This is a genomic window from Vibrio sp. 10N.286.45.E10 (assembly GCF_002874195.2).
In the GTDB taxonomy this organism is placed as follows: domain Bacteria; phylum Pseudomonadota; class Gammaproteobacteria; order Enterobacterales; family Vibrionaceae; genus Vibrio; species Vibrio crassostreae.
This window is the reverse complement of the sequence record NZ_MCWD02000001.1, coordinates 1,438,908-1,463,472: the sequence shown is the minus strand read 5'-3', so window position 1 is coordinate 1,463,472 and position 24,565 is coordinate 1,438,908. Positions and strand designations below refer to the sequence as shown.

The window sequence follows — 24,565 nt, the reverse complement described above, 5'->3', positions numbered from 1 at the left end:
GAATGACATAGCCATAACCACCCCAAACAGGACGGTTACGACTTGAGAGACAATGTCTCCCATTAGTTCCCCATAGAGTTCATGATAGCGCGAAGACCGAAGCCAATCGCAGCAAGACCGATAAGACCAACCACAACCAAACCGTAGTTAGATTGACCAGTCGTTACAGCTTCGTTGATAGCCGTTGTGATTGCAGTGTTATCAGCAAATGAAGAAGCAGATACAAAAGCAGTAGAACCTAGAACCAATAGACGTTTTTTCATGATATTTCCTTTTTTAAGAGTGTGTTACTAAAAGTTGACCCTTAGCCTTTGCCAAGAGTTTTTAAGATTCGTCCTAGCACATGACCAGAAACGAAAGATAATAAAATCCAACCTGAAACAGCGGTATAGAGTTCACTGTCGATGTTCAAAGACTGAGACGCAGTGACTAAATTGTTGTATTCAGTATCAGTGAGCATTACGAGCTGACAATCAAAGTCAGTTGACGTTCTTAAGTAACCTTGTTGAGTGGTCGTAATGCAGTTCATCGATTAAGCCTTGTTAGCTTTCATGAAGTTATCGAAGTGCTTTTTGACTTCTTCATCGACAGGAACAAGCTGATTCACCAAGATATCGAGTGGATCATTTGGGTTAGCACCAAAGCTCAGTTCGTATTCACGGTTAGCAACAAAAGCGCGTGATTGGATAAGCTGACGAGCGTAGGCCACATCAATTTTCAGAGCTTGTTTGTTGTAAGGGATGTCAGTTGAGAAACCGATACCAGTTTGCTGAAACTTCTCGTTATCGACTTCTTCTACGGCACGTAGGACAGACAGCTCCGCGAACTCCATATTAGATTTCGGGAAACGCTTGATAGAGATACCAGTTATTGTAGGCATATTCTTGACTCCAAAATTTCGATTTTCTGTTTAGTGTATTCGTCAGGAATGCCTAACGAGGTTTCAAAGTTGGCGCGTCTATGGTGCGTAGGAATGAGCATTCCGAATGCTTCACCTAAGTCACCCTCAGTCATTGCCACAACTTCAGAAAGTGCTTTACCACATTGGCGACGAACCCAAGCAATACGAGCAAAGAACTCAAGACCGGCTTTCTTTTTGTTAAGCTCAATCTTCATCGGTTCAGCAGGGTCGATACTTGCTGAGAAGTCACAAAGACCAGCAAAGGCCGAAGCAGGCGAGGCGAGTAGTGCCAAATCACACTTCTTCAATTCCACTTCATTGCGGTACCAAATCACTTCAGGGTCAGCGATGTTTTGCTCGAACTTCTTGTTGTACACACGCCAGTAAATTGCAGAGGTACGAGAGCCAACAAGGACAGCTTCCTCTGATAATTCACCGGATTGTGAAACGCGCTTATGAGGAACCATTGTCGGACCACGACCACGAGAAGCAGTGCGAAATGCTCCCTCATAAAAACATTTCTCAGCATACTTACAGTCAAAGATTCCGGTGTAGTCATCCACGCAGAGATCCAAACGGGCTAGGCGAGTGATACCCAAAAGTGACAACCACCAATGCACCTTTTTGTGTGTGGTGAAGTCGAACAACTTAGCGCAACCCGTACCATTGATTTGTACGTAAACCGTGTCGTTGTTACCGCCAACACCCACCAAACCACATTCAACCGTGCCCGTAGAATCGTAAATCACCATTGAATCTTCATAGCCATGCAAGCCACGGCCACGCATAGGAGACAGACGAAAGTTAAAGACTTTAAACATGAACTCATCAAACCTATCGCCTAAAACCTTACGACACTTGTTACGGTGTAACTCGATTGATTTCTCTATCGCTTCTGGTGAGTTAAAGCGACCTTTAACGCTTTGCTTTTTAAACTCAGGAAACTGCATGTTGATAAAGTCTTGTTCGTTCGAGTTATCCAAGTGTCTAAGCGAACCGTAGGAAAACGAAAAGGCTAGGTGATCCACTTGAACCGGACGAATTTCATCATGGAACTTATGAGGTTTTTTAGATGGCATGGAACACACCCTTAACCAAAAGCTCTTGGTAGTTCTCATCGGTGATTTCAACAACCTGAAATGACACCATGCCGTAGTGAGCTTCCATGAACTGGAAAAAATCACGCGGAGTCTTGAAGAAGTTATGACCCCAAGGAAAATAGGCGTTGATGCCGTGATTGGGTTCGTTGTCGAAGTAGATAGAATCCATGATTAACGTTCCAAGCCGTAGAACGCGCAGAACTGTTCAAGCTCTTGGTCGTTATCAAACGTAAAAGTGAAAGAGTCACTAGAGTTATAAAGTGGATTCTTATAGCTGACAGTGTGAAAAAGTTCTTCGCCAATTGTGCGCTGGCCAAATTCAAGTTCGCTAACAAGGAACTCAAAGCAGATTTCTAGTGGTGAGTTATGAAGAGACACGGACGCGTGTGTGAAATCTGGGTAGTTAGAGAAGCTAACGTGTTCAGATTTCAAAACAGAGCCGTATTGAATAGATTCAATTTGGAACATAGAAGCCACCAGAAGTAGTAAGTACGATGATTTCCGTACAGTAAATACGATAAATCTCGTAGTGGCAATACGATAAATTTCGTGTTTATGAGCTAGAATCGAGCTAGAGGAAACAAACGAGGTTTTCAAAATGTACACAAAGAAACTCATAGATGCTTATAAAGAGCACATGAACTATGTCCAATATAAGCAAGTCGCATCTGATTTAGGCATTAGCACTCAAATGCTAACGGATATTCGAAAAGACCGAGCGTTTTTAAAAGAGAATCAAGTACTTATGCTTGCTGACATTGTTGGTGAGGATAAAGAAAAGGCATTAGTTGGTCTTGCGTTAGATAAAGCAAAAACGTACGAAGCACAGACACTGTGGAACAGCATTGCAAAAAAGTATAACGGGCTTGGTTTAAGAAGCATTTCAATGGCTTGCGCAGGATTAGCGTTGATGGCAGCCACCCCAAATAAAGCACTAGCCAACTGCGTATTATGTATATTATGTTAAATTGACTTTGGTGTTTATAAGGCAGGTATCTTTATATGACGCCCTGCCTCTTATCTATCTACCAAATCGGTGTTCTATTTAACAGTAACGCTATTTACCATAAAATACCTAATAAACATATTTCCTAATCTTCGATTAAGAATACGTTTATTAGACTTCAAGCATCAATCGATCAATTGCTTCTGTGATCTCTTTGGTTCTTACTGGCTTGGTCACGAAATCATTCATACCAACATCTAAGCACGAACATTTGTCTTCAACTGATGTGTGTGCTGTTAGCGCGACAATTGGCGTTTTGATGTTCGCGTCTCTCATGTATTTGGTTGTGGTTAATCCATCCATTACCGGCATCGACACATCCATTAAAATAATGTCTATCGAGTCATTGGCTCTTTCCACAAAGCCTATCGCTTCCTCACCGTTGCTGGCGATGAAAACTTCGTGGCCTTGTCGCGTTAGGATTAATTTGATCACCATTTGATTGGTTGGGTTGTCTTCGACAACTAACACTGAATAACGGCTTCTTAAATCTCGTGGACAATCATTATCTTCAATGTTGGCCAGATTGTTCGTGACTCTGGTTAGTACTGGCAGTTGTACTTCGAATTTAGAACCTTTTCCTGGTTCACTCTCTACCGATATACGCCCTTGCATCAGCTCAACCAGTCTTTTGGTGATTGCCAAGCCTAAACCTGTGCCGCCAAATCTGCGTGTGATTGTGCTATCAGCTTGCACAAATGGACTGAACAGCGACGAAAGTTGTTGTGAGCTGATACCAATCCCTGTGTCTTCTACTGTTATATAGAATGAACTCTGCTGGTACTTGATAGAAACATGGACATGCCCACGTTCAGTGAACTTAATGGCGTTACCAATTAGATTAAATAGGATTTGTGCCAAACGACTTGGGTCGAGATAATGAAGTTCACCCTCAGGGATATCGCTGGTTACGGTTAGCGACAAACCTTTATCGTCTGCTGTCTTCTTTTGTTCAGACAACACAAAAGTTACAGTGTCGCTTACGTTGCTCCATTGAGGCGCTAACGAGAAGCATCCAGATTCAATCTTAGAAAAATCCAACACATCACTGATAATTGCCAATAGGAGCTCAGATGATGTGCTCATGTTGAGTAGTATAGACTGTTGTTCTTCGTTCAATGATGTTGATTTGAGGGTGTCTATTAAGCCAATAATGGCGTTTAGCGGTGTTCTTAATTCATGACTCATCATTGCGAGGAATTCAGACTTTGCCTTATTAGCTCTTTCGGCGTCTTTTCTTGCTGTGACAAGCTCTGCTGTACGTTCTCGAACGGTTGCCTCAAGCTTTTCTTTATTCTCAATATCGAAAACAGCACGTTCTATCAACGGTCGGAAACGGTTTAATGTGGCCTTGGTTTCAATACTAAAGTGCTTGGTATTAGAGTGGATAAAGATGATGACGGATTGTGTTAGTCCGCTATCTATACCCGTAATTAGAACGGAGTTGATTTGGTCGAGAACAATGGGATGCAGAGAGTTGAATTCCCCAAGAGACTTGGGTTCGAAAAGGATGGCGCATTCACCATTGATAACTCGCGATAGCTTGCCACAATCGCTCCAATTCATTTGTTCGAAGACTTTGTTATTGGTTAGCAGGGTTTTGAAACTGCCTTCGTTCCCTACCCTTGATACCACGATAAAATCATCAAACCTAATGTATTTTTTGAGGACAAACTCCAAGCTAGAGAATATCTCAGATATGTTACTCGCCTTACTGATCGCAGAGATGGTTGATAAGATCACTCTGTTCTCTTCAGCCAGTTTTCGCTCACGGGCTTTTAGTTTTTGCAGTTCAATACGAGCTTCTTGCAGCGCTTCTTGACCTTCAGAACCCATTACTTTTTCAACCTATAAAACGTTGCAGACGATACCATTAAATTCCCGTGTGCGTTTTCGCCACCAGAGAGCCTGCCTTGCTCACCAAACGTGAACGGACATATGTATGGAAGCCCATTAAGTGCTTGATTTATTTGCTCGCAAACCTCTTCCATATCTTGCTTTAGGTTGAGCATTGGGCCCGCGCAAAAGATGTTGATTGCTCCGAGCTTCTCTTCAAGATCCATATCGTTGTAATAAGAAGAATGAATGATATTAGCGGCACGGCTTATTAACTGTTGTTTAGAGCCTTGCATTAGATAGATGGTGTCACCTTCATTAATGTCGGTGAAGAGCTCGATCCCGTTGCACTCTGTTTCTCGGATAGAGTGAGAGAGCTTGAAGTACGGATAGTTGTAAGATGAGCCAACTTTCCTCCCCAAAGGATAAACAGACGATTTTTCAAAGATATAGCCATCGTCACTGCCACCTAGGTGAAAATTGGTCCATTCGTTATAAACTGTGGCAGCTGGCCGATGGTCTATCTCCAGCAAAATTCTATTTCGTACTTTAGTCACAGTGCCTGAGTAACGTGTAGGCGTATGACCTGCACTGAAAGAGGAATAGATTGACTGAGACGCAAACACCACCGTTAAAGATACGCCATTTATAGATAGCGACTCTTCGGTGAAGATGCTCCAATTTCCAGAAACCTGATTGTCCGCAGCACTACCGCCAATAATAGGCACCTCAGTACCAAACTTTTTATCGATAGCTGCCATCACCTTCTCTTCATTACCAGGAGTGGAATGCAGCAAGATAAGATCGGGGATTTCGCCCTCTCGGTTGGCGTTCTTAAGTGCTTTGTCGATCGCGCTGAAGGTGCTGCGGTCTATGGAGTCGCTAAAGTGCTCGATACCTGTACCGTAGGCGTTGATTCCCGAGTCATAAATGATGAGTACGCCAATTACCGGACCAGAATGAAACCCAGTTTCTGTCATAATGCCGTGACAAGTGGTACAGCCATGTACAGGAGTGTTAGGGAGAGTGTCTACGAAATATCTCTGAACAGCGAGTGTCGAATATTCTTCTGTGCAGTAGCAAATGAGACAAGCAATATCGTCAGCGTTTTCTACCCCGCTGAGCAACTCATCTACTGCGATTTTATCGTCTAGGGAGTAAGAGACTTTTGATAGAAATTTCATAGATTCTGGGAAACTTTATTAATGTTCTCTTTATAACACTTTAATGCATTGTGTTTCACTGATTTGGTACATATTTCTATCAAAAGAACCGAGGCGTACCCCAGTTTTCTCTCTGTTACTCTTTAGACAGGTTTACAGAAAACGTGCTCACCTGTTGTGGAAATGTAACCGTTATTGAGGAAGTCTTATCATTAGTTTGTAACAGCCAATCTGATGGCCCTTTTTCTTTCAGAATTCCGCTTTCATTATAGCTAATGATAAATTTGCCAGTTTTAGATGTTTCGATCGAATACCCTAGATTATCGCCCGAAATTAAAACATTATGATTATCAATACCAAATTCACAAGGTTTTGAAACGATACAGTTCACTGTTTCGTCATTATCGTATGTTACTGTTCTCCAAGTAAATGCAGCTATTAAAATAACCAACATGACGATAATTTGAACAAGCCTGCCTTTTGTTAGCTTTTGTGCCGCCATTATAATCTTTACTCCTTGTTACAAAGTTCAAAGTTTTTAAATAAAAATCCAATTCCTGACCAAGCGTAAGGTTACTACTCTGTCATTGATTTGTTAATTCAAGTATAGTGTCGCGTTGAAAATGCCACTTTTTTTTAAAATCAGCAAGTGGAAATAAAGCCCTGAATAGGCTGAATTTCCTTTTCTAATTTGGGTGGCATTACGACGTGAGTCGTGTTGGAAGTAAAGTGTAGTAAATAAGAAATTGGAAGCATGCAAATGAGCCAAGAAAAGCAGCTTGAACAAAACTACAACTATACGGTCGTCCGTCAATTTACCCTAGTTACAATTTTGTGGGGTATTGTCGGTATGGGCGTTGGTGTTTTGATTGCCGCTCAATTAGTTTGGCCACAGCTAAACTTTGATACGCCGTGGTTGACGTACAGTCGTTTACGTCCCCTGCATACTAATGCGGTTATTTTTGCGTTCGGTACAAGTGCGCTGTTTGCAACATCATATTATGTTGTACAACGTACCTGTCAGACGCGTCTCTTTGGTGGCCCTCTCGTAGCCTTTACCTTTTGGGGTTGGCAAGCGATTATCCTGTCCGCTGCAATTACTTTACCGTTAGGTTTAACCTCTGGTAAAGAATACGCAGAACTTGAATGGCCAATCGATATTGCTATTACTCTTGTGTGGGTAGCTTATGCAATCGTGTTCTTCGGAACCATGATTAAGCGTAAGACATCGCACATTTACGTAGCGAACTGGTTCTTCGGAGCCTTCATCATCACGGTTGCCGTGTTGCACATCGTTAACAGCCTGGCTGTTCCTGTATCTGCGTTTAAATCGTACTCGATTTATTCCGGTGCGATCGATGCAATGGTGCAATGGTGGTACGGACACAATGCGGTAGGCTTCCTATTGACAGCTGGTTTCCTAGGTATGATGTACTACTTCGTACCTAAACAAGCTGGTCGCCCTGTTTACTCTTACCGTTTGTCGATTGTTCACTTCTGGGCTCTCGTGTCTCTGTATATCTGGGCTGGTCCTCACCACCTACACTACACAGCACTTCCTGACTGGACTCAATCTCTAGGTATGGTTATGTCTTTGGTTCTGTTTGCTCCATCTTGGGGTGGCATGATCAACGGTATTATGACTCTATCTGGCGCGTGGCATAAGCTTCGCTACGACCCAATCCTACGTTTCCTAATCGTTTCTCTATCATTCTACGGCATGTCGACATTCGAAGGCCCAATGATGGCAATCAAAACGGTTAACGCACTATCCCACTACACGGACTGGACTATCGGTCACGTTCACTCTGGTGCGTTAGGTTGGGTTGCAATGGTTTCTATCGGTTCGGTTTACCACTTAGTTCCTAAACTATTTGGTCAAGAGCGTATGTACTCTGTATCTCTAATCAATGTTCACTTCTGGTTAGCAACGATTGGTACGGTTTTCTACATTGTTGCAATGTGGATCTCAGGTGTGATGCAAGGTCTGATGTGGCGTGCAGTTAACTCTGACGGTACATTAACTTACAGCTTCGTTGAATCTGTAGAAGCATCTTACCCGTTCTACTTTGTACGTTTCTTAGGTGGTTTCATCTTCCTATCTGGTATGTTCTTAATGGCATACAACACGTACAAAACTGTTTCTGCACCTAAAGATAGCCTTAAAGCTATCCCTCAACCGGCTTAAGGAGATTTAGAATGAGCTCAAATTCAAATAATCGCCATGAGTTGGTAGAGAAGAACGTTGGCCTACTAGCGATTCTTATCGTTATTGCTATCAGTTTTGGTGCTTTAGTAGAAATTACCCCGCTTATTTTCCAAAAGCAGACGACTGAACCTGTAGAAAATCTACGCGTTTACTCTGCTCTGGAAATGGAAGGTCGTGATATCTACATTCGCGAAGGTTGTAACGTATGTCACAGCCAAATGATTCGTCCTTTCCGCTCTGAAACGGAACGTTACGGTCACTACTCTGTAGCTGGCGAAAGCGTTTGGGAACACCCATTCCTATGGGGTTCTAAGCGTACTGGTCCTGATCTAGCGCGTGTTGGTGAACGTTACTCTGATGAGTGGCACCGTGTTCACCTTATCGACCCTCGTGAACTTGTTCCTGAATCAAACATGCCTGGTTTCCCATGGCTTGCTGAGAATGTACTTGATGGCAAATTGACTAAACAGAAGCTTGAAATCTTCCGTAATCAATTTGGTGTTCCTTACACAGACGAACAAATTGCTAACGCTAAACAAGATGTTGAAGGAAAAACAGAGATGGATGCAATCATCGCTTACCTTCAATCGCTTGGCCACGCAATGAAATAGGGAATAATTATGGACATTATTACATTTCAAAGTGTTTGGACTGTTACTGTTTTTGCTTGTTTCATCGGCATCGTTTGGTGGGCTTTCGGTAAAAATCGTAAGTCGCGCTTCGACGAAGATGCAAACCTAGTGTTCGCTGATGAAGCACCTGCGAAAGATAAAAATCAAGGAGTGACGAAGTAATGAGTACATTCTGGAGTATTTGGGTAACAGTAATCACAATCGGTACGTTGATTGGCTGTGCAGCCTTACTTCGTTGGTGTTCCAACGATAAAACAGGTGTAGAAGAAGGTCATGATATGGGCCATGAATACGATGGTATTCGTGAGCTTAATAACCCACTACCTAAATGGTGGACATACCTTTTCGTTAGCACAATTGTGTTTGCAGCTGTTTATCTAGCTCTATACCCAGGCCTTGGCAACTTTAAAGGTCTACTAGGTTGGACGAGTTCAAACCAAACAGTTCGTAGCGTAGAAGAGTCTCGCTCTGCAATCGCTGCTGCGCAAGCAAACAAACAGTTAGATGCATACGCGAAAGAGCTTGATGATGCAGACACCTACTTTGGTGAAGCATTTAGAAAGCTAGCTCACGACGAAAATGGTCTACGTTCTGTCCCTGACATTGCATCAGATGCTGACGCAATCAAAGTGGGCCAACGTTTGTTCCTACAAAACTGTTCTCAGTGTCACGGCTCTGATGCTCGTGGTCAGAAAGGTTTCCCGAACCTAACTGATAACGCATGGCTATATGGTGGTGAACCACAAGCTATCGTTACTACCATCATGCATGGTCGTGTCGGTCAAATGCCAGGTTGGAAAGACGCTCTTGGCGAAGAAGGCGTAAAAGAAGTAGTTAGCTACACGCTTAGCCTTTCTGGTCGTAGCGTAAACGCACGTGAAGCAGAGGCTGGTAAAGCTCGCTTTGTAGTGTGTGCAGCGTGTCACGGTACTGATGGTAAGGGTAACCCTGCTGTTGGCGCACCTGACCTAACTGACCGCGACTGGCTATTCGGTGATTCTCGCGCTGATGTGACGGAAACAGTCATGTACGGACGTTCTGGTGTAATGCCGGCTTGGAAAGACATCCTCGGTGAGGATAAGGTTCAGCTCGTCTCAGCTTATGTCTGGAGCCTCAGCAACTCAGATAAAGAGTAACATAATGATAACAGCCCCTTCTTAAGGGGCTGTCTTTCTTTTACAGTTATAACCTTAAGTGTTTGTAAAAAATAGTTTTATTTCATTGTATATATTGAGAATAATAATATGGAACAACCTTGGTATAAGCAGTTTTGGCCGTGGTTTTTGCTCTTCCTAACCGTTGGCGTTTCTATGCTAACGTTGGTTCGAGTCGCGATACTTACCAACCATTCAGTTCACGTTGTTACTGAAGATTACTATAAAAAAGGTAAAGGTATTAATGTCGACATTTCAAAAGTAAACGTTGCTAAAGAGATTGGCCTATCAGCTTCAGTTAGCGAGAAAGGTAACTCGGTTATCATTACTCTCGACAAAGGCAAGCTAGACCACTTCCCTGCTATTAGCGCAATGTTCGTGCACCGAACGCTGCCTGACCGTGATTTTACTCAGCTACTGACCGCTGATGCGAGAGGCAACTACACGTTGACTCTGGACCATGAAATGCAAGGTCCATGGTTTATCGAGCTTTCTCCGCATAATTCTGAATGGTTAGTGCAAGGTCGCATGAACTTCCCTATTGATACTCCTACTCAACTAACGAACTAAAGCTTATGTGTGAATCCTGTTATCACTGCGGTGAAGATGTACCAGCGGAAACGGATTTTAAAGTAGAAATCTTAGGATCGGTGCGGCAGATGTGTTGTCCGGGCTGCGAAACCGTAGCCCAGACAATCGTTGATAGCGGCTTGGTCTCTTACTACCAATATCGTACCGCTCCAGCTGAAAAAGCGGATCTCGTGCCAGAGCAACTTCTGGCACTCAGTCATTACGACAACGAAGATGTTCAATTGGAGTTCGTCCGTAACTCTGAAAATACCTCTGAAGTGACATTGTCACTAGAAGGTGTCTCTTGTGCTGCTTGTGCATGGCTTATTGAGAAGCAAGTCTCTTCAAAGTTAGGGGTTGTTAGTATTCGTGTTAATACCACGACTAACCGCGCCCTGCTCAGTTGGGACAACACTCAGGCTAAACTGAGCGAGCTGTTGTCTGCAATCCACACCCTAGGTTATAAAGCCGCACCATTCGAGGCTGATCAACAAGAAGCCGCCTATCACCGTTCGATGAAGAATTATCTCTATCGTCTTGGTATTGCTGGTTTAGCAACCATGCAGGTCATGATGCTGGCTGTGGCGCTTTATCTTGAAGTCTTTGGTAACCTTGAGCCCGAATTCAAAAGCTACTTCCGTTGGGTCAGCTTAATCTTCGCAACACCGGTTTTGCTCTACTCTGCATTGCCTTTCTATATCAATGCGTGGCGTAGCCTCAAAGGTCGAACATTGGGTATGGATGTGCCTGTGTCGATTGCTCTGTTGTTTGCCTATGTTGCAAGTTTGGTCGCAACGGTGACAGAGAAAGGTGAAGTATTCTTCGAATCTATCTCGATGTTTACCTTCTTCTTACTGCTTGGTCGTTTCCTTGAAATGCGCGCTCGTCGTAAAGCAGCTGCTGCTAGTGGTAACCTGCTTAAGCTCGTTCCTGCTATGGCAACAACGTTAGATGGCGAACAAGTTCCGGTAAAAACCTTAAAAGTTGGCGACCAAATTCGCGTTCTTCCGGGTGAACACATTCCTGCCGATGGCAAAGTACTGTCTGGTCGAGTTCATATTGATGAATCGATGCTGACTGGTGAATCTATCCACGTAGTAAAAAACGAGGGTGATACTGTCTTCGCTGGTACATTGAATGGTGACGAGTCGTTTGAACTGAAAGTGATGACATCAAAAGCGGATTCTGTGATTTCCAATATCGTTCGCCTGCAAGATGAAGCGCAACTTTCTAAGCCTAGAATTGCTGAAATTGCCGATGTAGTAGCGCGATACTTTGTTGCGGTTATCTTGATCATTTCATTTGGCACTTGGTTCTACTGGCACCAAACACGACCAGAAGACGCTTTCTGGATCATGTTGTCTGTACTCGTTGCGACTTGTCCGTGTGCTCTGTCACTCGCGACACCGACGGCAATTACCTGTTCCACTTCTCGTATGGGTAACTTCGGTATCTTGCTGCGTAAAGGCCATGTATTTGAAACCTTGTGCAAAGTGAATCACTTGATCATTGATAAAACAGGCACATTGACTGAGGGTGATATTCGTATCAGCCAAGTTGAAACCTTCGCTGAGCTTGATAAAGACACCTGTCTCAAAGTCGCGGCAAGCTTGGAGCAACACGCTAACCACCCTATTGCGAAAGCGTTCAAGACTCATATTTCAGATGATATTGAAGTTGAGTCTGTCAATAACGTGATCGGTTCAGGTATTACTGGTGAGTGGAATGGTCAAGAAGTAGCAATCGGTAGTAGTGAGTTCATTCTTGGTGAATCTCAGCCTTCCGAAAGCAACGGTATCTACCTGTCATTGGCCGCTCGCCATATCGCGACATTTACTTATGAAGATCCGATTCGCAAAGAAAGTATCGAGTTCATTAAGCAATTCAAACAAGCGGGTATCAAAACCACCTTGCTGACTGGTGACTCGTTGATTAACGCAAAACCTGTTGCTGAAGAGATTGGCATTACCGATATCGTTGCGAACGCGAAACCTGAAGACAAGCTGGCTTACCTTAACTCTAGAGATGCAAGTGACATCACAATGATGGTTGGAGATGGAATTAACGATGCCCCTATTCTTGCGGGTGCTCACCTTTCAGTTGCTATGGGTGGCGGTACGGATGTGGCTAAAGCTTCTGCGGATATGGTGTTGTTGGGTGATAAACTCGATAGATTACTTAAGTCGCGTACTTTGGCGTTAAAAACGCGTAAGATAATCCGTGAAAACCTAGCTTGGTCATTAGGGTATAACTTACTCATTCTTCCATTGGCTGTTGCAGGTTTGGTTGCTCCATACATCGCCGTTGTTGGCATGTCTGCCAGCTCTATTATTGTTGTGTCTAACTCGTTAAGGCTTTTAAAAGAGCAAGGTAAATAATGGAAAGTTTATACATCCTGATCCCCATTGCGATTGTACTAGTGTGCATCGCTGTTGGTATTTTTCTATGGGCGGTGAAGAGCGAACAGTTTGAAGATCTAGAACGTCAAGGTCACAACATTCTGTTTGATGAAGACGAAAAGGCTCACAACCATTCTGATAGCAAACCTGTCAAGAATGAGACAGCTTACAGCGAAAGCCAAACTAACGTAGACAAAAAGAACGATGACGCCTGATTGGATCGGAGCCTTTGTTGTTGGATTGATCGGCGCAGGCCACTGCATGGGAATGTGTGGTGGTATTGCGTCGCTTCTTTCGATTGGCAACAGTAAACCTTCCCCTGTTATTCCCCTGCTTTATAACCTAGGACGCTTGCTAAGTTATGCCGTGATTGGTGGTGTGATTGGCGGTGCAATTTCTTCGATAGGTCAGCTAAGCGATTTTAACGCTCTGCTGGGTTGGCTGCGATTATTTGCTGCTGGCTTTATGATCGTCTTAGGTTTGTATATCGGTAAATGGTGGTTCGGCTTGTTGTTCTTTGAAAAGATCGGACAGAAACTATGGCGCTATATATCTCCTTTAGGTAAATCATTTCTACCATTGAAGCACCCTAGCCACGCTTTGCCGTTTGGCTTTATTTGGGGTTGGCTTCCATGCGGCCTGGTTTACTCTATGCTTACGTGGGCAGCCGTATCAGGAAGTTGGTACAACGGAGCCGGTATCATGCTTGCTTTCGGTTTAGGCACGCTTCCTGCAATGTTAACAGTTGGCATGGGTGCCAATTTCCTCAAAAAACTGCAACAAGCTGACTTATTTCGCCAACTAGGCGCAATTTTAATCCTCATTTACGGCTTCTATACCGGATATATGGCGCTACAGCTCATTATTTATACCGTATAGCCATTCTTTAAATCCGGTTTTTTTACTACCCTTTAGGATTAAGGAATGCTAAAATATTGACGTATATCAAATAGTGAAAGATTGTTATGATTTCTGAAAAGCCTGTGACGAAACGTGTTCAGTCTGGTGGTTGTGCGATCCATTGCCAGGATTGTAGTATTAGCCAGCTCTGTATTCCGTTTACTTTGAATGAATCTGAACTCGATCAACTTGATCAGATCATTGAGAGAAAAAAGCCTATTCAAAAAGGCCAAGAGTTATTTAAAGCCGGTGACGAGCTTAAATCTCTATACGCTATTCGCTCTGGAACGATCAAGAGCTACACGATTACCGAGCAAGGTGATGAGCAGATTACTGCATTCCACCTAGCGGGCGATCTTGTTGGCTTCGATGCGATTACTGGTGACCTACACCCTAGTTTCGCACAAGCGCTAGAAACTTCTATGGTATGTGAAATCCCATATGAGATTCTTGATGACCTATCAGGAAAAATGCCTAAATTGCGTCAGCAAATTATGCGCCTGATGAGTAACGAGATTAAAGGTGACCAAGAAATGATTCTGCTTCTTTCTAAGAAGAACGCGGAAGAGCGTCTTGCTGCATTCCTTTACAACCTTTCTACTCGCTTCTCTCAGCGTGGCTTCAGCCCGCGTGAGTTCCGCCTAACGATGACTCGTGGCGATATTGGTAACTACCTTGGCTTGACTGTTGAAACAATCAGCCGTCTTTTAGGTCGTTTCCAAAAAGCAGACATCTTGAGCGTTAAAGGCAAATATATCACTATCGAAGATCACGATGCGTTGATGGAACTTGCTGGCGTTTCAAAAGAATAGTCTAGATATCAATGATGTAGTTCAATAATGAGCTACATCATGTTTCTCTCTTAAAACCTCTTATATTTCTCTTAATCTCTCCATAACTACGCTACATTATTTATATGTTCGGTCTGAAAAGTAGGCTTAGTTATGAGTATCTATAACAAAATTTTAGTTGTCGCAGACATTAATCACGATGAGCAACCTGCTCTAGTTCGTGCTATCCAACTTGCCAAGAAAAGCACCTCAACAAGCCACATCACTTTCTTTTTGTCGATATACGACTTCTCGTATGAAATGACATCTATGCTCTCTATCGATGAAAGAGACGCAATGCGCAAAGGTGTAATTCACCAACGCGAAATTTGGATGAATAAAGTCGCAGAACCTTACCTAGATGATTCTATTGAATTTAATGTACAAGTGGTTTGGCATAACCGCCCGTATGAAGCGATCATTGCAGAGGTTTACAGTGGCGAGCATGACATCTTAATCAAAGGTACGCGCAAACACGATACCTTGGAATCTGTCATATTCACTCCAACTGATTGGCATCTTTTGAGAAAATGCCCTAGCCCAGTGCTATTGGTTAAAAATGATTTCTGGCCAGATCACGCGAAGATTTTTGCTTCAGTTCATGTTGGTTCGGAAACAGAAGCTCACTTAGAGCTTAACGACACTATGGTCGACAGGTTACTAGAGATCACGGGTCGTTTGGATGCTGAACCGTTCTTGGTGAATGCCTACCCAGTGACACCTGCTAATATCACGATTGAACTGCCAGAGTTTGATCCAACGTCTTATACTGACGCAGTTCGTGGTCACCACTTGACGGCAATGAAAGCGCTTCGCCAAAAGCACGGTATGTGTGAAGAACAAACTGTGGTTGAGCAAGGCTTGCCTGAAGATGTTATTCCTCGTGTGGCTTCTGAAAATAACGCTGCAATGGTTATTCTGGGTACCACGGGTCGTACTGGCTTGTCTGCCGTGTTTATTGGTAATACAGCGGAGCATGTTATCGACAAAATTAACTGTGATGTGTTGGCTCTTAAACCGTCTGGTTACGTGAGCCCATTAGACCCTAACCTTTCGAAAGGTTAAGTCGTTTAAGCACAGAGCTTCACTACAAGTTCAACTCATAAAAAAACGCCTCAAGCATTGCTTGAGGCGTTTTTGTTGTGCGCCGAGCATGGCGTTGATCTAGGAGGTGAAAGTCCTCTACGGGCTCAGTCGAGCGAGAACCGTTAGCCTATGCAAGGGTGTTCACCGTGAGGTGAAATCTGAAGGAAGCAAATGGCAAAACTTGGTTGTGACGAACAGAAATCTGATAGTAGGTCATTACAACTTGGGCAACCTAGCAATAGATAGAATAGCCCGATGCCTCGACGGGAAGTGTGTAGTGATAAATCAGGCACGGCCAAGGGAAAGAGCAACGTCTTACCTCGGGAGATCTTATTACTTGTCTCGATAGAGACTAATACAGCAGCGATGCGGTATGACGAGCAATAAGAAGTCAGCAGAAGGCATAGTACCTTAAGGAAGTACAACTTAAGGGAAGGCCCGAACTGAATATATCAAGAAGCAGTCACTAGACACTCAGTCATGTGGGGTCATAGCAAGATGAAAACCATCTCTACGTCCCAATGGGCGATACAGCAAGTAAAGCTCATGGTGATGAAGAATGACAAGCATGATTGGCGTAAACAGGAGGACGAGTCTTGGTGATCTCAACGTCGTTGATGGAGCAAATCTGCTCTTCAACCAACTTGAATCAAGCTCTACGAAGAGTGAAGAAGAACAAAGGATGTGCAGGTGTCGACAAACTCGACATAGATGCGACTATCTCAACACTTCGACAGGCTTCAAATGGGCAAGCGCTTCGCCAGAGTCTTCTGGAAGGAAGCTACCAACCTCAACCGGTACTTGGTGTAGAAATCCCTAAACCTAGTGGTGGCGTAAGGCAACTAGGTATCCCAACCGTGCTTGATAGAGTTGTCCAACAGGCAATGACCTCAGTACTGTCAGATATCTATGACCCCAAGTTCTCCAATAGCAGTTACGGATTTAGACCAAACCGCAGTGCGCACCATGCATTAACGGCAGCCAGTCATTACATCCGAGAAGGTCGAGGTTATGTTGTAGATATCGACCTAGCGAAATACTTCGACACAGTGAATCACGATAGACTGATGTACAGACTGTCACAGGACATCAGTGATAAACGAGTGTTGAAGCTCATCAGGTTATATCTACAGGCAGGCATAATGCGAAACGGGATGGTTGAACAGAGACAAAGAGGGACACCACAGGGTGGACCATTATCCCCGTTGCTATCCAATATCGTATTAGATGAACTGGATAAAGAGTTAGAGCGCAGAGGGCATAAGTTCTGTCGATATGCAGACGACTGCCAAATCTACGTTCATAGTGAAGAAGCCGCTTATCGAGTTAAAGAGTCGATAACGGAGTTCTTGGAGCAAAAGCTGAAGCTCACGGTAAATCGAGAGAAAAGTGGTGCGACAAGAGTGACAGAGCGGACTTACTTAAGCCACCGCTTCGGGATAGATGGAACAATCCATCTATCGAAGGCAGCACAAACTCAAATGAAGAAGCGAGTGCGGCAGATAACGAAGCGAAACCGAGGGCGAGAGTTGCAAGCAGTCATAGCGGAATTAACTCAATACCTAAGAGGTTGGCAACACTACTTCAAACTCGCCATAGGGAAAAGCAGCTTGCAGCGCTTAGACGAATGGATACGGCGACGGCTGCGATGTTACCGCTTAAAACAACGCAAACGCAGATACGGCATAGCGACATGGTTACAACAACAAGGTGTAACGGAGCGCAATGCGTGGAAGGTAGCGATGTCAGATAAAGGGTGGTGGCACTTGGCCTTAACGCCGCAGATAAATCACGCCATGCCAATAAAATGGTTCGAGGAGTTGGGCCTGTACTCATTGCGAGATGGGTATGAGTCACTGAAAATATATTCGGAACCGCCGTATGCGACCCACGCTTGTACGGTGGTGTGAGAGGACGGAGGCCGTGAGGCCTCCTCCTACTCGATTATCTAGAGCAACGCCATTCCAAATACAGAATGGCTAATATCATCTTTATCGACTCAAATGGCTAAACGTTCGTTACGTCGATGAACATTGACTCATCAATGTTTGAAGATGAGATTTCAGCTTCTTCGAATTCGTATGCTTTGCGATCTTCACTACGGTCTAGAGGAAGGTTCACGAAATCAAACAGCTCGCGGTCAGCCAGTTGACTTGGGCTTACGTTCTGGATTGACTTGAAGATCTTCTCAACACGACCTGGCGTTTTCTTATCCCAATCAATTAGCATCGCTTTAATGTTCTGACGCTGTAGATTCTCTTGTGAACCACATAGGTTACAAGGAATGATTGGGAACTCTTTGTGCTCAGCGTATTTGATTAGGTCCGTTTCGCGACAGTAAGTCAGTGGACGGATAACAACGTTACGACCATCATCTGAACGAAGCTTTGGTGGCATAGCCTTTAGGCGCGCGCCGTGGAACATGTTTAGGAACATGGTCTCAACGATGTCGTCTAGGTGGTGACCAAGTGCGATCTTAGTTGCGCCGATCTTCTCTGCGAATGAGTACAAAGTACCACGACGAAGACGAGAACATAGGCCACACGTTGTTTTGCCTTCAGGCACTTTCTCTTTAACCACTGAATACGTATCTTTATCTACGATGTAGTAAGGAATGTTCAGTGTTTCAAAGTACTCAGGAAGAATGTGTTCAGGGAACCCAGGTTGTTTTTGATCTAGGTTTACTGCCACAACATCAAACTTGATAGGCGCTGCTTCACGTAAACGTAGCAAAATGTCTAGCATCGCAAATGAATCTTTACCGCCACTAATACATGCCATTACTACGTCATTCTCTTCGATCATGTTGTAGTCGATGATGGCATTTCCAACATTTCTTCTCAGACGTTTCTGAAGTTTGTTGAATTCAAGTGTTTCTTTTCTATTATCGTTTTGGTTCATTGCGACTCTCACACCGTCGTATTACCGACTGTAGATTGCTAGTGGGACTGTTTTAGGGCGTGGATTATACGGATTTTTATTTCATGTTGAAATAGTAACGGCAGGATAAACAAGCTGAGTATTAGAAAGATTCGGCTTTTATTGTTCGATAAGCTCCCTAAGCGGTAGGGAAACGCGGCTTCACAAGCTCTCGGTTGGTATCACAGATAAAGAAAAGCAGCCTGCTCTAATTCGATCAGGCTGCTTTAAGATATGTCATGAAAGTTTGGAGACTGATTCTGCTAACAATAATTCCTTTAAAAATTATTGCGCGGGAATGTACGGCAATACGCGAACTGTTGGTTCTGGTAACGTGATGCTGTCACTTCCATTCAGTTCTTCTAAGGTGAATTTCGCTCGCCCTTCTTCGATTGGTAGTTGCTTGCCGTTTGAAACCTCTATGTTGCCTTCAAGCTTATTAGCGAATTCCAGCGTTAACCCTTGTATATCAGGCGTGAACCAACCAGAGAACATACCGCTGACATCTTCAAGCATCGCCTGCATCTGTGGTAATAGGTTTTCTAGTTGAGTTACTTCTACTGTGCCAGCTAAAGGCTCTTGCGTCATCACAACCAAAGAATACGCACACTCTTCTTCTTGAGTTTGTACAAAGATAAGAGGATTAGCTGAACGCAGGTTTTGATCTACAGGTAGAAGCAGTTCATTCGCAGGAGAGACTTTTAGCTCTTCGTAGTGCTCTTCTTTTTCCATCCAAGCTTTGCTGATGTGACAGGTTTGCTGAGCTTGTTGATCAACAAAGAAGACCGCAACTTTGACATCATCATGCCCTTCTTTGGTGTTGTTTTTCAGCTGAGTATAAAGCTTAGAATACGTGAACATGTACTCTTGCGCGGAAGCTGGAAGAGAAACCCCAAGGCTTAATGAGGCTAATAAAGCGAGTGCTGTCTTTTTCATTATTATAATCTTGTCGAAGTTGAGCGTTTATAAATAGAAAGAGCAGCCAATGAGCTGCTCTTTATGTGGTGTTATTTGTTCAAACTTATCGTATAAGCTCAACAAATGACTATCAAATCGAGTTACTTTTTCCAGTATACCTCGTTGTGACGGATCATAGCTTGTAAATCAGTCACATAGTCTAAACCTCGCTCAGAATATTTTAGCAAGCCGTTGGTGAGCTCTGTTGCGGTTTCGGTCGTTAACAGATCGTCGCCCTGTGCCGCTAGTTTTGCGCGAATTGCTCTTAGGTCTGCGTAAGCACGGTTTCGGTTTAGGTTCATGAAGTAACGGTGCACAGACTCTTGGCTTGAAGAGAATGTTGCGACTTCATGGGAGCTACCTTCGTTACGTTGTAGCGGAACAAGGCCACAACCTTTGGTGTAACACCAGTGTCCGAAATAGTTGTTCGCTTTGGTGGCGAAACGCGACGTTCCCCAAGCTGACTCATTCGCTGCTTGTGTCAGTACGAGCGCTTCTGGCAGTACATTGACGCGATTAAGCATCTCTGTCAGCCATGCCTGATCTAAACCTTCACTAGGCACAGGTAAGCTGTATAACTTCCCTAACCTTTTCGCATAAGATGCGTCTTCAGAATCAATTTTGTTTAAACCAGACTCAGAGAGCTTAGTTAAAAACGCGCGCTCTTTGGTGATACGTTTGTTTTCAATATTGATGCTTGGACGTAGGAACGAAAAAAATGTGTCCTTTTTCTCGTTCACATCTTCGATGGCCGCAAAGTTTGGTGTGCTCGAAGAAACCGTCAAGTCACCAAATTGGTCAGTGGAATTGGCGCTCTGCTCTGTCGTACGTCGACGCTCCTCTTCTTGGTAAATATAAGGACCAATTAGTGAAATAGAGCCAACAAGAGCCAGTGCCGTCACTTTAAGCGCAAGTGATTTGCTTGCGCTTGTCTGTGTTTCTTTATGCATCGAACACCTGTGGGTTTTTGTTATTGTCGTCGTTATTGCTGTCGTTGTTATCGTCATCACTCTTTGGACGATCTGAAGCAATCAGTTTCAACTTGATGCCAAACATTTCACGGTAAAGGATACCTTTCACGTGGAAGAAGAATGGAAGAACGAAGATTAAGCCAATGCCGTACATCATCGCAGCCACGATGAACATCAACATAACCATTAGGTAAATAGACGCGACCACGAAGATCTTCTTGTTTACCGCTCTTAATGAAAGCAGAAGCGATTGCATTGGCGGCACTTTCTTATCACAAATCAGCAGAATCGAATGACTGAACGCAAGTGAAAAGTAGATAGATAAGAACGGCAGAATCATACCTGCGATGCCTTGAAGCATTAGGCTAAATAAAGTCACTAGGATAACGGGAACCGTAAACTGCAAACCTTTACCAATATGGCGTACTTTGGTTTGTAGACCAGCAGCGTGGCTCATGGCCATTAAACAGATACCAGCATAGATAGGTGCACTGATCACTTCATAGCTAAAGTTCGCAATAAAAATTGATTCAACGATTTGTGGTGTAAACGACTCTGGGTCGATAACCGCATCCAATATAACCGCAGGGTCACCAAGCTGTAGTTTAAGTGCGATATAAAAGATAGCGAGTTGCACAAACATCAAAGCAATAATCGCAGGGGAAAACGAAAGAAAGTGACTTATCGTATGTTTCCAAGCTTCTTGGAATACAGCCGTTGCTTTGAGCTCATAATCGCCAGAAAGTGCACGGTTGATACTACCGCCCAAATTAAAATCTTTTTCGATGTCGTTGTTCATATTGATACCTAGGTGCGCCGATTAAGCGAAACCACCTAACTTATTGATAAAAAATTACCTTCATTATACTCATATGTCGGATACAAACTAAAATATGATTCTGTAACAAGGCTTGCTTTTGCGTCTTAATGGTTAATAATTAGACACTTGTTGGGGTGTAAACCCAGTAAATAACAGTATGGTAAAGGATGTTTACTTTTACCTGCGAAATTTTTTATCTTCGAAAGGTAAAAAATGCTTTGAATTCACGTTTTTGGTGATTATGATGCGCGCCTTAAAGGTGTATAGCAACAGGTCTCAAATAGAACCAAGGTGGAGAAAAACAGACGTTGAACGCTAAAAAATCAGTAGGAAAGCCAGTAGTACAGCTAACTGGCATCAGTAAAAGTTTCGATGGTAAGGAAGTCATCGGCAATCTGGATTTAAACGTAAATCATGGTGAGTTTCTCACGATTTTAGGCCCATCAGGTTGTGGTAAAACAACCGTACTAAGAATGATTGCGGGTTTTGAAACGGCAGATAGTGGTCAAATACTATTAGCTGAACAAAACGTAACCCAAGTTCCTGCTGAACAAAGGCATGTAAACACTGTATTCCAAAGCTATGCCCTATTCCCACATATGACCGTTTTCGACAATGTGGCATTTGGCTTACGCATGCAGAAAGTTCCAAACAGCGAGATTGAACCTCGTGTAATGGATGCTTTGAAAATGGTGCGCCTAGAACAAATGGCACAACGAAAGCCACACCAGCTATCTGGTGGTCAACAGCAACGTATTGCAATCGCTCGTGCTGTCGTTAATAAGCCTAAAGTTCTTTTGTTGGATGAATCTCTATCTGCTCTGGATTACAAACTGCGTAAACAGATGCAAATCGAGCTGAAACAATTACAACGCCAACTTGGTATCACGTTCATTTTTGTAACGCATGACCAAGAAGAAGCGCTGTCTATGTCTGACCGTATTATTGTTATGCGTGATGGCGTGATTGAACAAGACGGAACACCAAGAGAGATCTACGAAGAGCCTAAGAACCTATTTGTAGCGCGCTTCATTGGTGAAATTAACGTATTCGAAGCGACAGCGAAATCTCGTCTAGATGAAAAACGCATTGTTGCGACAATCGAAGGTGAAGAGTCGGTTATCTATCACGATAAAGACGTCACACCGGGTCAAAAACTGCAAGTATTGCTTCGCCCTGAAGATCTTCGTATCGAAGAAATCAAAGAGTCTGAGCAACGCGGTATTGTTGGCCACATTGTCGAGCGAACCTATAAAGGCATGACATTAGATTCAGTTGTAGAACTTGAATCTGGTATGCGTGTCATGGTTAGCGAATTCTTCAACGAAGATGACCCTGATGTTGATCACTCGCTGGGCCAAAAAGTTGCAGTAACTTGGGTTGAGAGCTGGGAAGTGGTATTAGAAGATGAGCAAGAAGTTTAATTTACAAAACGCAATTGTTGCTTTAATCACAGGTTGGTTAGTGCTGTTCGTGATGATTCCAAACATCATGATCATCGGTACTAGCTTCTTAACTCGTGATGAAGCGAACTTGATCGAGATGACCTTCACCCTCGATAACTACGTGCGTTTGGCTGACCCGCTGTATTTTAAAGTGTTGATGCACTCTTTCTATATGGCAATTGTCGCAACCCTACTTTGTTTAATTATTGGTTACCCGTTCGCTTACATCGTGGCAAAAATGCCTGCGAAGTGGCGTCCAATCATGTTGTTCCTAGTGATTGTCCCATTTTGGACTAACTCTTTGATTCGTACTTATGGATTGAAGATTGTACTGGGTACGCAAGGTGTCTTGAACAAAAGTTTGTTAGCGCTAGATATCATTGATAAACCGCTACGTATCATGTACTCAGAAACCGCAGTAATGATCGGTTTAGTGTACATCCTACTTCCGTTTATGATTCTGCCGCTGTATTCAGCGATTGAGAAACTGGATGATACGTATTTAGAAGCGGCTAAAGATTTAGGTGCGAACAAACTGCAAACGCTATTGAAAGTTGTACTGCCCCTAACAATGCCGGGCATTATCGGCGGTTGTTTATTAGTACTACTGCCAGCGTTAGGTATGTTCTACATCTCTGACCTATTAGGCGGAGCTAAGAACCTATTGATTGGTAACGTGATTAAGAGCCAAGTGCTCAACGCTCGAGACTGGCCGTTTGGTGCAGCGACGAGTATCGCACTGACCATGGCAATGGCTGTGATGCTGTATGCCTACTACCGAGCAGGTAAGCTATTGAATAAGAAAGTGGAGCTAGACTAATGGGGCGCACAGTTAAGTTCAGCTTTATGGCGCTGGTATACGCCTTTCTATACCTACCTATTATCGTATTGATTGCTAACTCGTTTAATGCCAATAAGTTTGGTATGAAATGGGGTGGCTTCACGACTAAATGGTATGACGCGCTTATTAACAACGACAGCCTAATGCAGGCTGCGTGGCACTCGATCAATGTAGCGGTGTTCTCAGCAACAGCCGCAACGATTGTCGGTAGCCTTACAGCAGTAGCCCTATTCCGTTACCAATTTAAAGGTAAAGGCATCGTAAATGGCATGTTGTTCATCGTAATGATGTCACCAGATATCGTAATGGCAATTTCGTTACTGGCTCTGTTCTTAGTAATGGGTGTACAACTTGGGTTCTTTACCCTACTTGCTGCTCACATTACCTTCTGTCTACCGTTCGTTGTGGTAACGGTTTACAGTCGCTTGAATGGCTTTGATGTGAAGATGTTAGAAGCAGCAAAAGACTTAGGTGCGAGCGAATGGACGATCCTAAAACAGATCATCTTACCACTTGCTAAGCCAGCGGTTGCTGCGGGTTGGTTATTGAGCTTCACTCTGTCTCTGGACGATGTGATCATCAGTTCTTTCGTAACCGGTCCAACGTATGAAATCTTACCACTGAAGATTTACTCAATGGTTAAAGTGGGTATCTCTCCTGAGGTAAACGCCCTAGCAACAGTGATGTTAGTGGTGTCGTTAATACTGGTGATCATTTCTCAGTTATTAGCGAGAGAAAAAATCAAGTAAGTCTCCTACTCTATAAAGAGACAGGCTTGGTAAGAAGTTAAGCTACTTCAAGTTCAAAAAAGTGTTAATCATAAACA

General features: G+C 43.5%; 28 protein-coding genes. 15 read left to right on the top strand and 13 right to left on the bottom strand.

The window, feature by feature from the left end:
* Positions 1-62: 62 nt before the first annotated feature.
* From BCU34_RS06655 to BCU34_RS06630, 6 genes are read right to left on the bottom strand one after another with little or no spacing between them, the layout of a single operon-like run.
* Positions 63-263: a hypothetical protein gene (locus tag BCU34_RS06655; RefSeq protein WP_055319872.1), complete on the bottom strand. Its 201-nt coding sequence runs from the start codon at positions 261-263 to the stop codon at positions 63-65.
* A gap of 41 nt (positions 264-304) precedes the next feature.
* Positions 305-529 carry a hypothetical protein gene (locus BCU34_RS06650; RefSeq protein WP_048659346.1) on the bottom strand — a complete coding sequence of 75 codons (225 nt, stop codon included), beginning with the start codon at positions 527-529 and terminating at the stop codon, positions 305-307.
* A 3-nt stretch (positions 530-532) separates the two neighbouring features.
* Complete coding sequence (locus BCU34_RS06645; protein ID WP_048659348.1) at positions 533-880, bottom strand: DUF1293 family protein; 348 nt, start codon at positions 878-880, stop codon at positions 533-535.
* Entirely contained in the window at positions 868-1,980 is a 1,113-nt protein-coding gene (locus tag BCU34_RS06640; RefSeq protein WP_123539537.1) for a replication initiation factor domain-containing protein, read from the bottom strand. The genes BCU34_RS06645 and BCU34_RS06640 overlap by 13 nt, the downstream gene beginning before the upstream one ends.
* Positions 1,970-2,170 carry a hypothetical protein gene (locus BCU34_RS06635; RefSeq protein ID WP_016786329.1) on the bottom strand — a complete coding sequence of 67 codons (201 nt, stop codon included), beginning with the start codon at positions 2,168-2,170 and terminating at the stop codon, positions 1,970-1,972. The genes BCU34_RS06640 and BCU34_RS06635 overlap by 11 nt, the downstream gene beginning before the upstream one ends.
* Positions 2,171-2,172: 2 nt before the next feature.
* Positions 2,173-2,469, bottom strand: a complete 297-nt coding sequence (locus BCU34_RS06630; protein ID WP_060982067.1) for a hypothetical protein — start codon at positions 2,467-2,469, stop codon at positions 2,173-2,175.
* A gap of 130 nt (positions 2,470-2,599) precedes the next feature.
* Here BCU34_RS06630 and BCU34_RS06625 point away from each other — a divergent pair, with 130 nt between their 5' ends.
* Complete coding sequence (locus BCU34_RS06625) at positions 2,600-2,968, top strand: DUF3693 domain-containing protein (RefSeq protein ID WP_108145223.1); 369 nt, start codon at positions 2,600-2,602, stop codon at positions 2,966-2,968.
* 150 nt (positions 2,969-3,118) lie between these two features.
* Here BCU34_RS06625 and BCU34_RS06620 read toward each other — a convergent pair whose 3' ends face one another.
* The 3 genes from BCU34_RS06620 to BCU34_RS06610 form a co-directional block, all read right to left on the bottom strand.
* Positions 3,119-4,843 carry an ATP-binding protein gene (locus tag BCU34_RS06620; RefSeq protein WP_048658753.1) on the bottom strand — a complete coding sequence of 575 codons (1,725 nt, stop codon included), beginning with the start codon at positions 4,841-4,843 and terminating at the stop codon, positions 3,119-3,121.
* Complete coding sequence (locus tag BCU34_RS06615; RefSeq protein ID WP_102479043.1) at positions 4,843-6,027, bottom strand: FIST signal transduction protein; 1,185 nt, start codon at positions 6,025-6,027, stop codon at positions 4,843-4,845. Before BCU34_RS06615 ends, BCU34_RS06620 begins: the two co-directional genes overlap by 1 nt.
* 115 nt (positions 6,028-6,142) lie before the next feature.
* The gene (locus tag BCU34_RS06610; protein ID WP_048658751.1) at positions 6,143-6,508 is read right to left on the bottom strand and encodes a hypothetical protein; all 366 of its coding nucleotides are present in this window, start codon (positions 6,506-6,508) and stop codon (positions 6,143-6,145) included.
* A 252-nt stretch (positions 6,509-6,760) separates the two neighbouring features.
* Between BCU34_RS06610 and ccoN the strand changes: the two genes are divergently transcribed.
* The 11 genes from ccoN (at position 6,761) to ltrA (ending at position 17,696) form a co-directional block, all read left to right on the top strand.
* On the top strand, positions 6,761-8,194 hold the full coding sequence (gene ccoN / locus BCU34_RS06605; protein WP_102424429.1) for a cytochrome-c oxidase, cbb3-type subunit I: 1,434 nt from the start codon (positions 6,761-6,763) through the stop codon (positions 8,192-8,194).
* Between the two features lie 11 nt (positions 8,195-8,205).
* Complete coding sequence (gene ccoO, locus BCU34_RS06600; RefSeq protein ID WP_102431923.1) at positions 8,206-8,826, top strand: cytochrome-c oxidase, cbb3-type subunit II; 621 nt, start codon at positions 8,206-8,208, stop codon at positions 8,824-8,826.
* A 9-nt stretch (positions 8,827-8,835) separates the two neighbouring features.
* The gene (locus BCU34_RS06595) at positions 8,836-9,009 is read left to right on the top strand and encodes a CcoQ/FixQ family Cbb3-type cytochrome c oxidase assembly chaperone (protein WP_004733679.1); all 174 of its coding nucleotides are present in this window, start codon (positions 8,836-8,838) and stop codon (positions 9,007-9,009) included.
* The gene (gene ccoP / locus BCU34_RS06590) at positions 9,009-9,983 is read left to right on the top strand and encodes a cytochrome-c oxidase, cbb3-type subunit III (RefSeq protein ID WP_048658749.1); all 975 of its coding nucleotides are present in this window, start codon (positions 9,009-9,011) and stop codon (positions 9,981-9,983) included. Before BCU34_RS06595 ends, ccoP begins: the two co-directional genes overlap by 1 nt.
* 108 nt (positions 9,984-10,091) lie before the next feature.
* On the top strand, positions 10,092-10,571 hold the full coding sequence (locus BCU34_RS06585) for a FixH family protein (protein WP_102479044.1): 480 nt from the start codon (positions 10,092-10,094) through the stop codon (positions 10,569-10,571).
* Positions 10,572-10,576: 5 nt separating this feature from the next.
* Entirely contained in the window at positions 10,577-12,949 is a 2,373-nt protein-coding gene (locus tag BCU34_RS06580) for a heavy metal translocating P-type ATPase (RefSeq protein WP_102479045.1), read from the top strand.
* On the top strand, positions 12,949-13,185 hold the full coding sequence (ccoS, locus tag BCU34_RS06575) for a cbb3-type cytochrome oxidase assembly protein CcoS (RefSeq protein WP_048658746.1): 237 nt from the start codon (positions 12,949-12,951) through the stop codon (positions 13,183-13,185). The genes BCU34_RS06580 and ccoS overlap by 1 nt, the downstream gene beginning before the upstream one ends.
* Positions 13,175-13,849 (top strand): sulfite exporter TauE/SafE family protein, encoded by a 675-nt coding sequence (locus BCU34_RS06570; protein ID WP_048658745.1) that lies wholly within the window; start codon positions 13,175-13,177, stop codon positions 13,847-13,849. The genes ccoS and BCU34_RS06570 overlap by 11 nt, the downstream gene beginning before the upstream one ends.
* A gap of 86 nt (positions 13,850-13,935) precedes the next feature.
* The gene (locus BCU34_RS06565; protein ID WP_017632474.1) at positions 13,936-14,682 is read left to right on the top strand and encodes an FNR family transcription factor; all 747 of its coding nucleotides are present in this window, start codon (positions 13,936-13,938) and stop codon (positions 14,680-14,682) included.
* A 132-nt stretch (positions 14,683-14,814) separates the two neighbouring features.
* Entirely contained in the window at positions 14,815-15,765 is a 951-nt protein-coding gene (gene uspE / locus BCU34_RS06560) for a universal stress protein UspE (protein WP_017070547.1), read from the top strand.
* Positions 15,766-16,403: 638 nt separating this feature from the next.
* On the top strand, positions 16,404-17,696 hold the full coding sequence (ltrA, locus tag BCU34_RS06555) for a group II intron reverse transcriptase/maturase (protein WP_170961338.1): 1,293 nt from the start codon (positions 16,404-16,406) through the stop codon (positions 17,694-17,696).
* A 97-nt stretch (positions 17,697-17,793) separates the two neighbouring features.
* Here the strand turns inward: ltrA and ttcA are convergent, their stop codons facing one another.
* From ttcA to BCU34_RS06535, 4 genes are all read right to left on the bottom strand, one after another.
* On the bottom strand, positions 17,794-18,687 hold the full coding sequence (ttcA, locus tag BCU34_RS06550) for a tRNA 2-thiocytidine(32) synthetase TtcA (RefSeq protein WP_017059635.1): 894 nt from the start codon (positions 18,685-18,687) through the stop codon (positions 17,794-17,796).
* A gap of 303 nt (positions 18,688-18,990) precedes the next feature.
* Positions 18,991-19,641, bottom strand: coding sequence for a DUF2987 domain-containing protein (locus BCU34_RS06545; protein ID WP_102479523.1), 651 nt, complete (start codon positions 19,639-19,641; stop codon positions 18,991-18,993).
* 122 nt (positions 19,642-19,763) lie between these two features.
* On the bottom strand, positions 19,764-20,612 hold the full coding sequence (locus tag BCU34_RS06540) for a glucosaminidase domain-containing protein (RefSeq protein ID WP_102479525.1): 849 nt from the start codon (positions 20,610-20,612) through the stop codon (positions 19,764-19,766).
* A complete protein-coding gene (locus BCU34_RS06535) occupies positions 20,605-21,432 on the bottom strand; it encodes a hypothetical protein (RefSeq protein ID WP_048612081.1) in 828 nt (275 codons plus the stop codon). Before BCU34_RS06535 ends, BCU34_RS06540 begins: the two co-directional genes overlap by 8 nt.
* A 329-nt stretch (positions 21,433-21,761) precedes the next feature.
* Between BCU34_RS06535 and potA the strand changes: the two genes are divergently transcribed.
* Genes potA through potC form a run of 3 tightly spaced genes read left to right on the top strand, consistent with a single transcriptional unit; the run spans position 21,762 to position 24,488 of the window.
* Positions 21,762-22,877: a spermidine/putrescine ABC transporter ATP-binding protein PotA gene (potA, locus tag BCU34_RS06530; protein WP_048658741.1), complete on the top strand. Its 1,116-nt coding sequence runs from the start codon at positions 21,762-21,764 to the stop codon at positions 22,875-22,877.
* Positions 22,861-23,718, top strand: coding sequence for a spermidine/putrescine ABC transporter permease PotB (gene potB / locus BCU34_RS06525; protein ID WP_017059630.1), 858 nt, complete (start codon positions 22,861-22,863; stop codon positions 23,716-23,718). The genes potA and potB overlap by 17 nt, the downstream gene beginning before the upstream one ends.
* Positions 23,718-24,488, top strand: coding sequence for a spermidine/putrescine ABC transporter permease PotC (potC, locus tag BCU34_RS06520; protein ID WP_004733706.1), 771 nt, complete (start codon positions 23,718-23,720; stop codon positions 24,486-24,488). Before potB ends, potC begins: the two co-directional genes overlap by 1 nt.
* The last annotated feature ends 77 nt before the right edge of the window (positions 24,489-24,565 follow it).

Coding starts and splice junctions, on each gene's coding strand:
- BCU34_RS06580 (WP_102479045.1), top strand. CDS start 10,577: ATGTGTGAATCCTGTTATCACTGCGGTGAAGATGTACCAGCGGAAACG.
- ccoS (WP_048658746.1), top strand. CDS start 12,949: ATGGAAAGTTTATACATCCTGATCCCCATTGCGATTGTACTAGTGTGC.
- ccoP (WP_048658749.1), top strand. CDS start 9,009: ATGAGTACATTCTGGAGTATTTGGGTAACAGTAATCACAATCGGTACG.
- BCU34_RS06535 (WP_048612081.1), bottom strand. CDS start 21,432: ATGAACAACGACATCGAAAAAGATTTTAATTTGGGCGGTAGTATCAAC.
- BCU34_RS06585 (WP_102479044.1), top strand. CDS start 10,092: ATGGAACAACCTTGGTATAAGCAGTTTTGGCCGTGGTTTTTGCTCTTC.
- ttcA (WP_017059635.1), bottom strand. CDS start 18,687: ATGAACCAAAACGATAATAGAAAAGAAACACTTGAATTCAACAAACTT.
- ccoN (WP_102424429.1), top strand. CDS start 6,761: ATGCAAATGAGCCAAGAAAAGCAGCTTGAACAAAACTACAACTATACG.
- BCU34_RS06565 (WP_017632474.1), top strand. CDS start 13,936: ATGATTTCTGAAAAGCCTGTGACGAAACGTGTTCAGTCTGGTGGTTGT.
- BCU34_RS06570 (WP_048658745.1), top strand. CDS start 13,175: ATGACGCCTGATTGGATCGGAGCCTTTGTTGTTGGATTGATCGGCGCA.
- BCU34_RS06630 (WP_060982067.1), bottom strand. CDS start 2,469: ATGTTCCAAATTGAATCTATTCAATACGGCTCTGTTTTGAAATCTGAA.
- potB (WP_017059630.1), top strand. CDS start 22,861: ATGAGCAAGAAGTTTAATTTACAAAACGCAATTGTTGCTTTAATCACA.
- uspE (WP_017070547.1), top strand. CDS start 14,815: ATGAGTATCTATAACAAAATTTTAGTTGTCGCAGACATTAATCACGAT.
- BCU34_RS06640 (WP_123539537.1), bottom strand. CDS start 1,980: ATGCCATCTAAAAAACCTCATAAGTTCCATGATGAAATTCGTCCGGTT.
- BCU34_RS06635 (WP_016786329.1), bottom strand. CDS start 2,170: ATGGATTCTATCTACTTCGACAACGAACCCAATCACGGCATCAACGCC.
- BCU34_RS06545 (WP_102479523.1), bottom strand. CDS start 19,641: ATGAAAAAGACAGCACTCGCTTTATTAGCCTCATTAAGCCTTGGGGTT.
- ltrA (WP_170961338.1), top strand. CDS start 16,404: ATGGAGCAAATCTGCTCTTCAACCAACTTGAATCAAGCTCTACGAAGA.
- BCU34_RS06610 (WP_048658751.1), bottom strand. CDS start 6,508: ATGGCGGCACAAAAGCTAACAAAAGGCAGGCTTGTTCAAATTATCGTC.
- BCU34_RS06540 (WP_102479525.1), bottom strand. CDS start 20,612: ATGCATAAAGAAACACAGACAAGCGCAAGCAAATCACTTGCGCTTAAA.
- BCU34_RS06615 (WP_102479043.1), bottom strand. CDS start 6,027: ATGAAATTTCTATCAAAAGTCTCTTACTCCCTAGACGATAAAATCGCA.
- ccoO (WP_102431923.1), top strand. CDS start 8,206: ATGAGCTCAAATTCAAATAATCGCCATGAGTTGGTAGAGAAGAACGTT.
- BCU34_RS06625 (WP_108145223.1), top strand. CDS start 2,600: ATGTACACAAAGAAACTCATAGATGCTTATAAAGAGCACATGAACTAT.
- BCU34_RS06595 (WP_004733679.1), top strand. CDS start 8,836: ATGGACATTATTACATTTCAAAGTGTTTGGACTGTTACTGTTTTTGCT.
- potC (WP_004733706.1), top strand. CDS start 23,718: ATGGGGCGCACAGTTAAGTTCAGCTTTATGGCGCTGGTATACGCCTTT.
- BCU34_RS06655 (WP_055319872.1), bottom strand. CDS start 263: ATGAAAAAACGTCTATTGGTTCTAGGTTCTACTGCTTTTGTATCTGCT.
- BCU34_RS06645 (WP_048659348.1), bottom strand. CDS start 880: ATGCCTACAATAACTGGTATCTCTATCAAGCGTTTCCCGAAATCTAAT.
- BCU34_RS06620 (WP_048658753.1), bottom strand. CDS start 4,843: ATGGGTTCTGAAGGTCAAGAAGCGCTGCAAGAAGCTCGTATTGAACTG.
- BCU34_RS06650 (WP_048659346.1), bottom strand. CDS start 529: ATGAACTGCATTACGACCACTCAACAAGGTTACTTAAGAACGTCAACT.